Below are 13,772 nucleotides of genomic sequence, written 5' to 3' on the forward strand. Positions count from 1 at the left end.
GTCGATTGCTAAAAAGCCGACTCCCCAATCTGTGAAGACCTATTCGCCGGAATACTTGGTTGCCGGCATTTGTTCTGGCATCAGTATCCCTGCAATCAGTACTGCTGGCAACTCAAACTTGGCTTTGCACCGCCTCATTGTCGCGGGTTATCAGCTGGCGCCAGTTCCCATTTCGGCATAGATGCACACTGGACTGTACATTATTGGTGTGAGTGATGACCCCGATGATCGCAGCCTGCCCACAGCCACTTTGCAGCAGGTCACGCACGCAGGTTTCAGCATGTGCCTGCGGTACAGCAGCGAGTAGGCCACCGCTGGTCTGTGGATCTGCAAGTAACGCCCAATGTGGCAGGGACTGCCATTCCTGGGGGTTTTCTACTGCGGTGTAAGCGCGGGCATTTTGTGGTTGCAGGCTGGAGAGCCAGCCGCGCTCGATGCACTTTGCCGCGCCTGAAATCAATGGGAGCTGTTCAGCGATCAGGGTGGCCCCGAGATTGTCGGCGTCGAGCATTTCCAGCAGATGGCCGAGCAGGCCGAAACCGGTGACATCGGTGAGGGCGTGTGCGCCATGCTGTGCGAACATCTCCGCAGCATTTGCATTGCTGAGCAACATGCACTCCAGTGCTTTCTGCACCCAGCGTCCTTCAGCTTCGCCCATGCCCTCGGCAGCGAGAATGGTACCCACACCCAGGGGCTTGCTCAGGATCAGGCAATCCCCTTCGCGGGCGCCAATTTTCTCCAATAACTGGTCGCGTTCGGCCAGACCATTCACGGTGAGACCCAGCTGCATCTCCACACCCTCGGCGGTATGTCCCCCGGAGAGGGCACAATTGTGGCGGTTGAGCTCGTAAATGGCACCGGCCAGTAATTGTTGTAAATCACGCTGGGTAATTTCCGCAGCAGCGGTGGGCAGGGTTGCCAGCACCTGTGCACTCACTGGGCGGGCATGCATAGCAAACAGGTCTGAGAGTGCATGTAGGGTGGCAATTCGTCCGAATAGCCAGGGATCGGCCACCAGCGAACGCAGTTGGTCGGAACTCTGTACCAGCAATTGGTCGGCGGGCAGGTCTATCACCGCAGCATCGTCGCCTACGCCGCGCAATAGATATTCAGACTGTTGGGTTGGTAGATTCTGCAGCGCGCGTCTTAAGACTTCTGCTCCAACCTTCGCTCCGCAACCATTGCAGCGCATGACAGCTAAGGAGATTCCATCGCGCTGAGTTAATATCTCCTGGGATTGGGTCCCGGACATTTCCTCCATGGCGATGGGCAGGTCACTAAAACGCTGCATGAAAGTGCGGTCGATATGATCCTTCCAACGCCATAGCAGACCGCCGGCAGCGGCCATCCCGTTGCGCACCGCGATTGCACGCTTGCCACCGCAGGACAGCAGGCTGAGAAAGCTTTTTTGAGGACGGAAGGCTTTCAGTGGGCGCCCGATAAGAGAGGAGCGCAGATTGTGAAAGAGAATTGGCCCCTGGCGTACTGCGTAGACGCCGGCTTTGGGCAGGGGCTCCGAGGAGAAGCTGGCTACATCGCCACAGGCAAAGATTTCCTGCCGCCCCTGGGCGCGCAGTTTGCGATCCACCAGTACAAATCCCTTTTCATCCAGTGCCAAGCCTGAATTAGCCAGCCAGGGTGGCGCGCAGGCATTGGTGGACAGGAGCACCTGGTCGAGTTCCAGCAGATTGCCGCAGTCATTGCGCACCCCCTGCTCGGTAATTTCTGCAACCGGCCAGTTGCGATGCAGTTGTACCCCGAGTTGATCGAGTTCACGTTCCATCAGTTTGCGCGCGAGTAAAGGGTAGCCCTGGGGGATTTGCGCGGCGGCGTGAATCAGGTGTACCTGAACCCGCCCGGAGTATATCTGCTCCTCCATTGCGTGAGCCATAGCCATGGCCAATTCACAGCCCCCGGCACCGCCACCGACAATACCCAGCTTGAGGGGCGCACGGGTTTTCTGTACATGTTTTTGCAACTTTTGCCAGAAGCGGTAAAAGTGCCCAATGGGCTTGATCGGGACAGCCAGCTCCGACCCCGGCAGTTCCCGTGCCGGGGTTGCGCCTACATCCAGTGACAACAGGTCGTACTCCAGTGGCGGGCGCCCCAAAAGGGAGATTTTGCGCTCTTCGAGATCAATGTTATGGGCGCAGGCTTGTATGAAGCGCGCACCGGCTGCACGACATAGCCGGGTTAAATCTATATGGGTATCATCCAATGAGTAGTGGCCTGCCACCATGCCCGGCAACATGCCTGAGTAGGCGGTTTGCACTTGTGGGGAAACCAGGGTCAGGCGTGCGCCAGGTAATGGATTCATAGCCCACATCTGCAGCACTATGGCGTGGGTATGTCCGCCGCCGACCAGAACGATATCCTGGTAATTAGGGTGCTCCTGCATTTTCACTCATTGCTCATTTGATGGAATGGTCGCAGCGATAAAGAACCTTTACCGCCAGCCAAAAACTCCCGCCGCGCAAATTCACTTCTGGATAAATAGTAGACAGCATGAGTTGAAGTGAGACTCATAGCACGACGCCAGCTTCCATTATCGTGAATCGTGGCGCCAGGGTAAAAAAAGATACAGGTGCTGGTCTTTACTTTATGGGCTTGGCTGTCGTTACAGCTTGCGCTTAATTAATTTTGCGGCGCCATTTTTCCGATGCCATCAGAGCTCACTCGTCATAGTGTTCATTTTCGCCATCTGCTTTGGTGGCTGGTTGGTGGGCTATTGCTCTTGGAAGGCTTCTCCATTTTTGCTTCAGGCTATGTGCGCGATAAAACCGATGTCTGGTTGGCGCAGCGGGGCCTGGATTTCCATGCCGATTATTTTCGTGTCTCTCTTCTGGATCTGTCTGTGGTGATTGTGGGGGTACACGCATTTAATCGCGAGGGACGGGGATTTTCCGCCCGCGAGGTGATGCTGGATTACAGCTGGTGGCAATTGTTACGCGGGCGCGCCCAGCTACCTCGTGCTTCGGTAAGTGGCGCATATATGGATTTGCAATCTATACCCGGTGAAAAACATCGGGAATGGGAAGTGGGAGGTTGGGATCTGGGACAGGGGAAGCGCCAGGATCGGGACTTTAATCTGGGGATAGGTTGGGCAAGAGTACGTGACAGCGAGTTGTGTTACCGCCATCGTCCGATCTGGCCGACTGCAACCTGTGTTTATGTTGGCGATGCCAAGGTGCAGGATTTCCTTTTAGGTTTATGGCGCAAGGGAGATGTACCGCTCAAGGTGAATATTGCCTCTGCGGATATTCAGCTTCGGGAATTATTGGCCAGGGAAAAAGATTCAGTCCAATACAATACTACCCTGGCAAATCTGCACTTGAAGGGGGGGGATTTTCGCTGGCCAAGTTTGCGCACCGGAGCAGAATCCTTTCAGGCGGAACTCTTTTCTGGCTGTCCACCACAGAGATGGGCCGATGCAATTCACGGGTTGCAACGCCTGATTGGGCACTGTGCCGCAGCGCGTAGTCTCAATGTAAAGGGTGACCTTAAGTTTGGGTTTGGTCGCGATGGATTGGCACAATGGCGCTACGCGAGTGGAGAGGGGGTTTTACTCAGGCGTAGTAATCAGCGCTGGCAGGATTGGCGCGCCGGAACCATAACCATTCGTGACTTTGAATTTGTCCGCCCAATCAAACGACTGAATTGGCTCCGGGGGCAGGCCACTGCGTTTGATTGGTGCCCGAGGGATTTACGAGATAAAAATCATCATTTTTGTGTCCGCGCTACCACTTTACAGCTGCCCGAGCCAACCACTTTTGACTGGAGTCGACGCCTTAAAATTACTACCGGGCCCAGTGTCGCGCAGCAGGTACGATACCTGGATGTCGCCCAGCCGCATCGACAACCTCTCACCGCCCAGCAAGCTGCTTTGGGGTCTCTCGAATTTGACATTGTAAGCCGCATACTGTCGGTGGACAGCCTGGCAATGGGAACTGCCAGCGGTTGCGTTCCCGGTGATATGTGGAAAAAACCGGACCACTGTGTGCGCTTGGCTGGTTTGCGTGCTGAAGAAAAAGCTGCCCTGCGCTTTGGTTCCAAGCCGCTGAAAATACCCTGGGGGTTTGCCAGCGGGCCATTATCCCTCGCCCAGTTGAAACTGGCAGGGCTTGGCGAGGAGCAGCTGCAGCTACGAAAATTAAAATGGAGTGGAATTGATACCCTGGCGGTAAAAACGCCACTTTCCATCCAGGACTTTTCCCTGGAATCCCTTTCCGGCTGCCTGTCACGGGGACTGCTTCCGGCTGATTTGGGGCCTCTCTGTGCGCAGCTGAATAATCTGGATGGGCGCGGCAATTTTGCCTGGCAGGGTGGGGAGGATGGCTATGCCATTTTTGGAAAGCTGGGGGTGCAGCGTCTGAAACTGGGAGAAACGAGTGGCGGCAATAAAGGGATCCTGTTACAGAAACTTCATACCGGTGAGGGATATTTTAGGCGTAAACCTGTTGAGGACCCCTGGGCCAATGCTCTCCCATCAACAGACAGCACTGTAGGAGAGGGGGATTACGGTAAAGAGAAGGGGCGCCTGCAAGAGCCCAATTCTGCCGAGGGGTTGCAAGGTCTGGCACTGGCCACCATCAATGCCCCAAATTTCAAATTGCAGAACAGTTCCCTGGTGCGTTTGGATGGTTGCTTGCCACCCAACTGGGCGAAATTAATTTATCACTCCGCCTCTGCACCGCAGGAAATGCCTGACTGTTTTGACCTACGTGACCTGCAGCAGGGTAGCCCCCTTGTACTGGCTTGGCAGGGGGGAGTGGACTTTGCCACTGCAGAGCTTTCTATTGGCCGCGCTTCGGCAAGAACCAAAACAGATCGATCGCTGCTCGACCTACTCAATCTCGACTTACCTCTGGCTAGGATACGCCATATTCCTGCAGCCTCATTCAGCACCTACGTTGCCCTACCAGATGGCACTGTCGACCTGCTATATGCCTGCCCGCCCGGGGAGGTAAATAGTTCCCGTATAGGATTTCATTGTGTGGACCTACAAGCAGTGCAACTCGGAGGGTACTTTAACTTGGAGGTGAGCGATGAGCAGGTATCGGCAAACCTGGATGCCACTATTATTGAACAGGTGCGACTGTTGGATAGCGGCGATATCCCAATACTGGATGTCCAGAACCTGGTCATACCAGAGCTGGAATTTGTCTGGTCGCACAATAATGCCGAAGCCTCTTCATTAAAAATGCAAGATCTGTCCGCGGATTCAATCTACGCATGCCTGCCTGAACATATGAACTTCACGGAAGCCTTGCCCCATTGCATGACCAGTCTGGATTTACACTCTACTGGTAGCAACGGCATATCTATTGGAGAAACGGAATTTTCAACTGCAAAATCACATGAGCCATTATGGCAATTTGCGAAACTCTCTATAGATGAAATCACTTTCTCTCCTGATACCCTCAATCTGCATCATTTGGTTATCGACAACATCCTTATTTGTGGTTTGCAGCGGCTGTTGCCCAGTGAAACCGGCCAAATTCCTTTGGCCGATTGTATTGAGACACCACAGGTGGATTTTATTGGTGGCACTGTACAGGTTGGCCTCAATGAAAATGTGGCTCGCCTGAGTCTAGGACCGGTTCGAACCGCACCCATCGCCTTCTGGCAGAAGGGAAATGATTATTTGCAAGCCGGCCTGCAACAAATGGCTTGGCAGCGCTTGACCTGGGATGGTGGTGGGGAGTTATCAGTTCAGGATTTTCGGCTGGACAATACCAGGGTTTGCCTACCTGATTCTGGAAGGGCTGTTAGCGTACAGTTATTAGAAATGGCCAGGCCAGGGGATGCAAAGCGTTGTTATGGGCTCGATGAATTATTAATGCCTGGTGTACAGAAAATATCTTTGAGCAGCCCCTTTGCCCTTGAAGGTTCCATGGAGTTGACTGGGGTATCTTTGGTTAGGAAAAATGCGGATCCTATCCGGATGCCCAGCTTCCGGTTAGATAATATTTCCCTTGAGGGTACATCGCTGATACAGGTTGGCAAGATAAGTGGGTGTTTGCCAACGGGGCTTTTAAAGGACAGTTCAATTGCGCCCTGTTATCAACTGGAGCAACTTAAACTCGGCAAAGTTAGAAGCCGGAATACCGGCTCTGGGCGAATTTTTGAAGTCTTTGATATAAGTTCTGCAAGCTTGCAGATGCGAGCTAGAGAGGGGGGCAATCACTACCAGAACAGCTATTAAAGACAGAAAATCTACTAGTAGAGCTGTTGCGTTTTAGTTCGGGATCCGTACAGGTACAGCAGCTTCAGTTGCAGAATATTTCCAGCTGTATCCCCAGCGGTTATTTTGATAAAGGGACGCACTGCTTTAAGCTTGGTAACTTGCAGTTGAGTGGAGATTTTACCAGCGGGGAAGGTCTGCTGTTTTCATTATTGAAAGCAGAGAGGGTTGATCTACTATCCCCCCAGGGGGAGCTATTGGTAAACGGCGAAAGTATTACCTTGTCACAAGTGTCCCTAGATAACCAAGAGTGGCGCCTCGCTTGGGGAGAGGCAGTTCACTTTCACTTTTTTGATCGAGATAGTAATGCACCAGAGTACGATCGTCACAGTACAGTAGGTGATTTCAGGCTGTTACATATCGAAGAGCTAACCTTTGATCGGCGCTATAAACTGTTGAATATAGATTTTATCGACTTCCTGCGGCCAAGGTTTATTTTAGTGCGCGATGATCATGGACACTTCCCAGTATTACAGGAATTAGCCCAACTGAGAGGCATCAAGGGGGCAGACAGGATTGATCTGGAACGAAAAAAGCCCCTCCCTCTGTCCTACCATATTAGAGATATTTACCTGCGGCACGGTACATTTACCTGGGTTGATCGACAGGATGAATTTCGTGCTCGATTGCCTGTACGTGATATCAATCTAAACCTTAGTCATTTTAGTAACTTGGGAGAGCACCCTGCGGCCGTGCTGGTTGCTAATGGCAGGCCTGGAGGCTTTGGTGATATTCAGTTGGGGGGCACCATTGATTATCTGGGTGATAATATATGGAATGCCGATTTAACTGGCTATCTTGAAAATGTAAATCTGATTCCCGCAACACCCTACATGGCCAAGTTACTCGGATACAAAATCCTGCAGGGACAAATGGATGCTGTAGTGAACATCCATGTACAAGAAAATCAACTGAATGCCTTTGCCGATGTGAAGTTAGAAAAAATTAAGGTCCGGCGTGTTCGTAAGGATGATCAGTTACCGGTTAAATCAAAGCTTATTCCCTTAAATGTAGCACTCTGGCTACTAAAAGATGGACAGGGGAATGTGAAGTTTGGAATGCCGGTTACAGGCAATATTCACGATCCAAAATTTTCCCTGGCATTTGTCTTTAGTGAATTGCTGCAAAAGGCAATTTTTGATGCGCTGTTAAGTTACTTAACACCCTACGGTATTTATCTACTGGCGAAGTTGGCCTGGGGAAGGTTTATGGCAAAAGATTTTGACTCTATTGAGTTTGCCCCCGGCAGTACAGAATTGAGCGGTGTGGCTATGGGCCAGTTACAGCAAATGCTTGTTGTGCTGCACAAACACCCGGATACTCGCCCCGGGGTTTGCGGTATAGCTAATGCCAGAGACTGGAATGCGATGTATCCACAGTCTACAGTAGGCTTACGGGGAAGCCGCCGTCTTCTTGCTGATTTCTATCGTAATCCACCTATCTTTTTACGGGAGGAGTTTGAAAGACTCGCCCAAGAGCGCAGCCGAAAGGTGGAACGATATTTGATCGATGCAGGTATTCCAGCAGCAGAGTTGATTCCTTGCGCTCCAGACTACAATGGACGGGATTTTGGAGAGCCAAGAGTAGATTTTTCAAATTAACAGAATTTAATCTATTATTCTTTCTGGTTTTCCTGATAGTAGCCATTTTTCGCAATATAATTTCCAACTTCAATATTACGCTGAAGGGGCAGGGGCTCTATTCCTGCAGCTGATACCAGGCGGTTAATCAAGGAAAAGCAAGATACAACAAAAATGACATCCAATGCAGTCTGCTCTTTCCATCCTTTTGCAATAGTAAGTTCGATCTCTTTCTTTGAGATTGAGTGAGCGCTGATTGCTATTTTTTCTGCCAAGCTAAAAATAACCTGCAACTTTTCGGGGAACTGGCTGATAACGCCTGAGAGAGCCGCTTCTATCAAATCGTCTGCTTCACCATGTGCACGCGCCACCTCTGCGTGGGATAGATAGCAGTATCGGCATCCATTCATAGCAGAAATGAATGTTGCGATTAACTCGCGCTCCCCGCGAGACAATTCAGAAGGACTTCTCATTGCTGCTTCAAATGTCCTAAGGATGCTTGGTCCAGAACCGTGTAAATGGCAGAATATTTCTTGCGGTGAGGCCTCGGATCGTAAGAAGGAAAAATTACTCATAAAGTATTACTTGATAAAGATATCACCATGAATTAGTAAGAACGATAGGGTGTGAATAGCTAGTCATAAAGAAACCTTTCACTTTATGCACTTAGACTATTGTTGCCTTGAAGCAAATACGTAATTGCTTCATAGTTAGGCGGAAATTCATATCCAGTTAATTTTGATTGGCTTTTGGCCTTAATAGCTTTGGATTTCAATAAAATAGGATGATGGGTTTCACGGAGTGAATATGAAAATAATTATATTTCTATCGTTGCTATTTTCAGAATTGGTCTTTGCTGAAGAGCAGAGGCAGCCTCTCAAAACAATGTCGACCTGTCTGATTATGAATAAGTGGAGCTCTTGGGGCATGTGGGATTTTGAAGTTTATGCCCTGGCTAGAGAGAAAATTTTAATCGGGGATAAGGAGAACCACTTCCTGGTGACTGCAGATGAGCCCGGTTATCGTCATGTAATATCTGGTGAAACTATAGGTACTTATCCGGAAGCAGTCACTTTAAATGATCTAGGGCATAAATGTAGTGGAAATTGTCCAGTGAACCATATTAAGCGGGTAAATTGGTTCAAGCGGCGTTGTAAGAGCTATGAAGATTAAGGATGTAGTAATAGCAGATTTTATAAAGGGCACTTAGGTAAATTTTACATTAAGAGAGTGATGTTAGATGAGTGATATAAATCAAGTACAAGGAAGTTGTCTGTGTGGTTCTGTTACTGTCAAGGCCTCGTTACCATCATCAAATTTGGGTGTCTGCCACTGTGGAATGTGTAGAAAATGGAGCGGTGGTCCCTTGCTTGCGGTGGATTGCCAAACCAATGTGGAGATCTTCGGAGAGGAACATGTTGCCGTATTTGACTCCTCAGACTGGGCAGAACGTGGCTTTTGCTCCAAATGTGGTTCCCACCTCTTTTACCGTTTGAAAGAAACTCAACAGTACTCGGTTCCAGCGGGAATTTTTGACCTTCCTCAGGAGGTGAAGATGACTCACCAGATCTTTATCGATGAAAAACCTGGGTACTACGATTTTGCCAACGAGACCAGGAATATCACGGGCCTGGAGTTGGTGACGGAGTTTTCCGGAGAGTAAGTATTTGCTTACTAACTTGTTGCGTTTAAAAGAGACTATTTGTCCTCCTTAAAGGTTACTATATGGCACTCATAGGTATCGTCGTCCGGGCGATACTCTCCCTGGTTCGCGTGAGTAATTTGTGAGAATTACTTAGGGGGCGGGGTAGCTGAATGACTGAGCGGTAGAAAAGGAGCGGTAGGTCACCATGACAGAAACTGAAATTGTAGAAATCTTCCTGGCTAACCAATGGTGGTCAATAATTGCCCTGGTAGTGTGTGTGATTGGGGTCACCCTATGTTGGTTTGGGGGATTAATGGCAGCTCTCACCGCACTTGGCAATAAGCATTGGATCTGGGGGATAATAACTATTTTTCTTGGTCCAATCACAGGGATTCCCTATGCGCTGCGCTATAAGGAGGCGGAATATGCCCGATCTCTGATGTTGCGAGGAGTTTGGGTCTTATTGGTCGGGCTAGTTATTGCTGTTTTGGTATTATTATTAGGTCGTCCTTAGAATAAGACTTTCTTAATCTTTGAGGTGCTGGCTGTAGGTCGGCGCCAACTTAAGTTCTTTTATCTTTGCTTTTGAGTCTTCATAGTCCTTAGTATCCTCGACGTCCCGATATTAGCTACTGTATCTGCCTTTTCCTGTTTATTTCGATGGTTTTCATTTTTGAAGGAATTCGGAACTGATTTGCTTCTTAAGTTATCTATTGTTGCCAATTAAATTATTGTTGATTTCTTTATTTGATTTCCATCTCCCCTTTTCTGGTAGAGGGTGATTAAGTTTCTTTCAGCTCTATATATTTATTATTGTAATCCTATGTAATATACATGGGACGATCAAAAGTAGTCATGCAGTTGGGGGCCTGATTTAATAGAAATAAACTGCTGTTCGATATGAAAATTGAACTCCACGCTAGTCGATATTTCTTCAATAGAAGCGCTGTATCAGTAGTGAAAAACCTGGCGTTGGTGTGAAGTATTCAGTGTGCGGGTTTCATCATATTTTTAATAGATGATTTATAGTGATTCGTCTTATGTGTCCCTTTTCTTTGTCATGTGATCTCCTTAATTTTTGTATGGTTTATAAGTTTAATTTTTTTGTTGATGATAAACCTGTTGCGTGGTAGAAAGCGCGCTGTGTTTTTCTGGCTGTTTTGCTGTTGTATCGAATAGCTTAGTGATATCCAGTAGGGCTGAAGCGTAGAAAAAGTAAATAATTAATAATTTAAAAAGGAAACGATATGATTAAACCTATCCAGTTATTAAAGCCGGTGACAGCAATAGGTTTTCTAACGCTGGCCAGCTTGCCCATTGCAGGCAATGTAATGGCGAAAACGAGTCACTCAGGAGAATTGATTTCTGCTAGTGGTTCAGATTTATCAGTGTCCAATGATGTGCAAATAAAAGTGATTGCACAGGATGTTAGGGAGATAATACGCAAGCAGCTTTACTACAATGAAGCTGATACTGTTTCAGGAGATGATGAAAATCCAAATGATGGGGTTTACTCGCGAGATAAGGCCGCCTTTCGCTATCTGGATTTGATGTATATACTAAATGAAAATACGGAGAGTGTGTTTAACCCCTATTTTAGCGGTGAATTGCAAGGAAACTTCTCTGATTTGTTTGATGCTGCTGAACGATCTCGTGCAGCTCAAGTTGAAGCGTTTGTTTTTGATCAGCTAGCTATCGACCCTAACAATGAATCCCTACAGCATGCTATTTTGGATGTTTATTATGATCGTGCTGTAGCAGAAATGATCCTGGCCAATGAGTTTCTGGACAGGGCTGTTAATAGCCGCTTACAGAATGAATCTGTAGATGTCGAGATTGAGCATACTAAATCTGCATACCAGTTATTGAAGGGCGCACTGGCACAATATGAATTTCTGCTAGATTCTTCATCTGGTTATTTGAGCAAGTGGGCATCTTCACGCGGTCAAACTAGCCCTCGATATTTTGACCCGGCTGAAATGCAGCAGAGAGCTGTTGCTCCAGAGGAAATACTCCCTGGTAGCTATAAAGATGTCACAATGCTCTATCAATTGATGGGGAAGTTGGCTTCAGTTAAGGCTGAGCAAGTTCGCTTGGCAATAATGTCTGGGCAGGATGATTCAACTTTATCTGCAGAGATGATTGAGGAGGTTAATACCCTCCATAGTGATTTGGTATCCAGAGAGGAAACGCTGCGCGCGCTCTTTCCAGAAGCTGACTTTACCCAATTTTCATTGGATACAGGCCTACCTCAAGCAGTTAATTTATGGCATGCGCATATTGTGGAGTTGGAGAGTTCTGTAGCCTGGCTTGAAGGAGACAGTAACTTCCTGGGGCTTTCTTGGGGAGCCGTACCTCAGGGACTTGGTAGCAATGCTAAATCTCATACCTTTGATACACTAAGTGACTTAATAGGTAAAGATAGTGGTCCTATTGCCAGGGCGCAGGAAAGTCTTAATACTGCGAAAGCTGATTTCGATGACTATATTCACAGCGTCGATTCTTTAACTGAAGAGTTCGCTGGGCGTCGTCAAAGAATAAATACCAGATTATCTAGTCTATTGGGCGTATTTTTTCCAGAAGGCTGTTATGTAGAAAGTTGTGCCGTAGCTAACTACCAGTCACGTATTAATAGTGAGCTTTTTCACTGGTCGAGAAATATTAATAATATACAAGCTTCTTTGGCGCGAAATTTACAGCGCTTGGAAGGGCGCCTGGATACCATAGAATCTGAAGTTGAGCAGTTTGCACAAATTGAGGGGGAGAATGGTGCTTTATCAAAACTCATTATTGATTACGGCTCTCAACAAATCCCCCTATCACAACAGGTAAATCGCATTCGAGATAAGCGGGAGGAATTCAATTCTCGTGCAGCCCTGTTTGAGTCTCTGGTTAGTGCCTTGAACGATTACAATAATGGTAGATGGATTGATATAGATAGCTTATCGAGTCATGTGATGGGTGTGAAAAAGACCATCAATGAACTTGGTAATTTTGAGCAGCTGCAAGCGATGAATGCCATTTTGGCTGCTGAACATAGAGCAATTCTGTCTGATAGCACTGGCAATATGTTGAGTGATGGTAATCTTTATCGGTTGCAAAGCCTTTGGTTAGAAGCAAATGCTATTGCTTTTGATATTGCCCAGGCGGAGACTACTTTGGTACAAGAGGCCAAGCGATTACCACCTCTCTTGAATCAAGCTAAAATTTTTATTGCCCAGTTAACGATGGAAAATCCTGATCTGGCACTGCGTCATTTTGCTGATCCAATTAACAGTCATCGAGATACTGCTAATTTATTGCAAACTGAATATGACTTAGAGCGTGCGCAGAAGTGGCTATTCCATGCTGTCAATGCATTGGAAAATAAGTGGCAGCACGCATCTTTTGAAAGAGAAAGCGGCGTTAGTAGGGGCGAAATCCTTCGTTTGCGAAGTGCCGATGAGTTATGGAGTTTCCATAACAAAATGAAACAATTTAACTCAGGTATTGCTACTCCAGAAAAGTATACAGATACTTTTTCGATTAAGGAGGATGTTTTTGGTTACAAGGATAGAGTTAATGGGGTTCAACAAACCTATTTGCATCCTGATCCTGAACAGCGGAGCGGACCCCGCATAAGCGCATTAGAAGCCTTCCAAGAGACACTGCGCCTTCTGTCGCGTACTTTTGGCCAAGATACCTATGTGACTATTGAATTTAGCACTGTCAAGGAGCCATTATCAGCTAACCTGTTCAATGGCCCGATTATTTCCGGCCGGGGAACTGACTCTGCGTGTATTGCAGTCGGCGGAAACTACCGGGATAAGATTGAGAGTGTCGAACTTAGCATCCCAGTTTCATACAACATTAGTGGAGAGTCTGAAACTGTTGCTTATTTGACCTATGGTGGCGCAAGTGTATTTAGGCAAGCAACGCCAGGCTCTGAAGTCGTGAATGAAGATGAGACTATTGGAGTTGAGGGGGAATTTAATTCTTATAGTGTGTTGTCCTGGGATGTTGTCGGAGATTCACAACTCGTGGCAGGAAATAATATTCAAAAGGCTTCCATGAAAGCAGGATTAAATATTTTTGGTAATAATTCTGGCTCCATTAGTAGTGTAACCACCTTATTCAATGAACAAAGTATAGCTGCAACAGGTTGGCGTTTATCTTTCTTGTTGGAGGATGTTTATGGAAAAGTTGTGGATCTTAAAGCGATTAGGGATGTGGAATTAATCTTTGAACATAGTGCTAAATCTCGAAACTATTCAAACTGCAGTGGTGGAAGTTCAGGCGGTCCTCTTTGATAGTGTTAATAGCC

At 47.6% G+C, this 13,772-nt stretch carries 8 protein-coding genes; 6 read left to right on the forward strand and 2 right to left on the reverse strand.

The window, feature by feature from the left end:
- Window positions 1–112: 112 nt before the first annotated feature.
- Complete coding sequence (selD, locus tag GL2_RS09170) at window positions 113–2,398, reverse strand: selenide, water dikinase SelD (RefSeq protein WP_143730365.1); 2,286 nt, start codon at window positions 2,396–2,398, stop codon at window positions 113–115.
- A 261-nt stretch (window positions 2,399–2,659) separates the two neighbouring features.
- On the opposite strand from selD, the gene GL2_RS09175 reads away from it, so the two are divergent.
- A complete protein-coding gene (locus GL2_RS09175; RefSeq protein WP_143730366.1) occupies window positions 2,660–6,205 on the forward strand; it encodes a hypothetical protein in 3,546 nt (1,181 codons plus the stop codon).
- Between the two features lie 68 nt (window positions 6,206–6,273).
- Window positions 6,274–7,845, forward strand: coding sequence for a DUF748 domain-containing protein (locus tag GL2_RS09180; protein WP_172621099.1), 1,572 nt, complete (start codon window positions 6,274–6,276; stop codon window positions 7,843–7,845).
- Window positions 7,846–7,859: 14 nt separating this feature from the next.
- On the opposite strand, the gene GL2_RS09185 is transcribed toward GL2_RS09180, so the two are convergent.
- Window positions 7,860–8,399 (reverse strand): carboxymuconolactone decarboxylase family protein, encoded by a 540-nt coding sequence (locus GL2_RS09185; protein WP_143730368.1) that lies wholly within the window; start codon window positions 8,397–8,399, stop codon window positions 7,860–7,862.
- A gap of 232 nt (window positions 8,400–8,631) precedes the next feature.
- Between GL2_RS09185 and GL2_RS09190 the strand changes: the two genes are divergently transcribed.
- From GL2_RS09190 to GL2_RS09205, 4 genes are all read left to right on the forward strand, one after another.
- Complete coding sequence (locus GL2_RS09190; RefSeq protein WP_143730369.1) at window positions 8,632–8,997, forward strand: hypothetical protein; 366 nt, start codon at window positions 8,632–8,634, stop codon at window positions 8,995–8,997.
- 166 nt (window positions 8,998–9,163) lie between these two features.
- Window positions 9,164–9,487: a GFA family protein gene (locus tag GL2_RS09195; RefSeq protein ID WP_197736541.1), complete on the forward strand. Its 324-nt coding sequence runs from the start codon at window positions 9,164–9,166 to the stop codon at window positions 9,485–9,487.
- 187 nt (window positions 9,488–9,674) lie between these two features.
- Window positions 9,675–9,983: a hypothetical protein gene (locus GL2_RS09200; protein ID WP_143730371.1), complete on the forward strand. Its 309-nt coding sequence runs from the start codon at window positions 9,675–9,677 to the stop codon at window positions 9,981–9,983.
- Between the two features lie 733 nt (window positions 9,984–10,716).
- Window positions 10,717–13,758, forward strand: coding sequence for a hypothetical protein (locus GL2_RS09205; protein ID WP_143730372.1), 3,042 nt, complete (start codon window positions 10,717–10,719; stop codon window positions 13,756–13,758).
- The last annotated feature ends 14 nt before the right edge of the window (window positions 13,759–13,772 follow it).

The sequence above is a fragment of the Microbulbifer sp. GL-2 genome (assembly GCF_007183175.1).
Classification (GTDB): Bacteria; Pseudomonadota; Gammaproteobacteria; order Pseudomonadales; family Cellvibrionaceae; genus Microbulbifer.

Coding starts and splice junctions, on each gene's coding strand:
- GL2_RS09195 (WP_197736541.1), top strand. CDS start 9,164: ATGTGTAGAAAATGGAGCGGTGGTCCCTTGCTTGCGGTGGATTGCCAA.
- GL2_RS09190 (WP_143730369.1), top strand. CDS start 8,632: ATGAAAATAATTATATTTCTATCGTTGCTATTTTCAGAATTGGTCTTT.
- GL2_RS09205 (WP_143730372.1), top strand. CDS start 10,717: ATGATTAAACCTATCCAGTTATTAAAGCCGGTGACAGCAATAGGTTTT.
- selD (WP_143730365.1), bottom strand. CDS start 2,398: ATGCAGGAGCACCCTAATTACCAGGATATCGTTCTGGTCGGCGGCGGA.
- GL2_RS09185 (WP_143730368.1), bottom strand. CDS start 8,399: ATGAGTAATTTTTCCTTCTTACGATCCGAGGCCTCACCGCAAGAAATA.
- GL2_RS09200 (WP_143730371.1), top strand. CDS start 9,675: ATGACAGAAACTGAAATTGTAGAAATCTTCCTGGCTAACCAATGGTGG.
- GL2_RS09175 (WP_143730366.1), top strand. CDS start 2,660: ATGCCATCAGAGCTCACTCGTCATAGTGTTCATTTTCGCCATCTGCTT.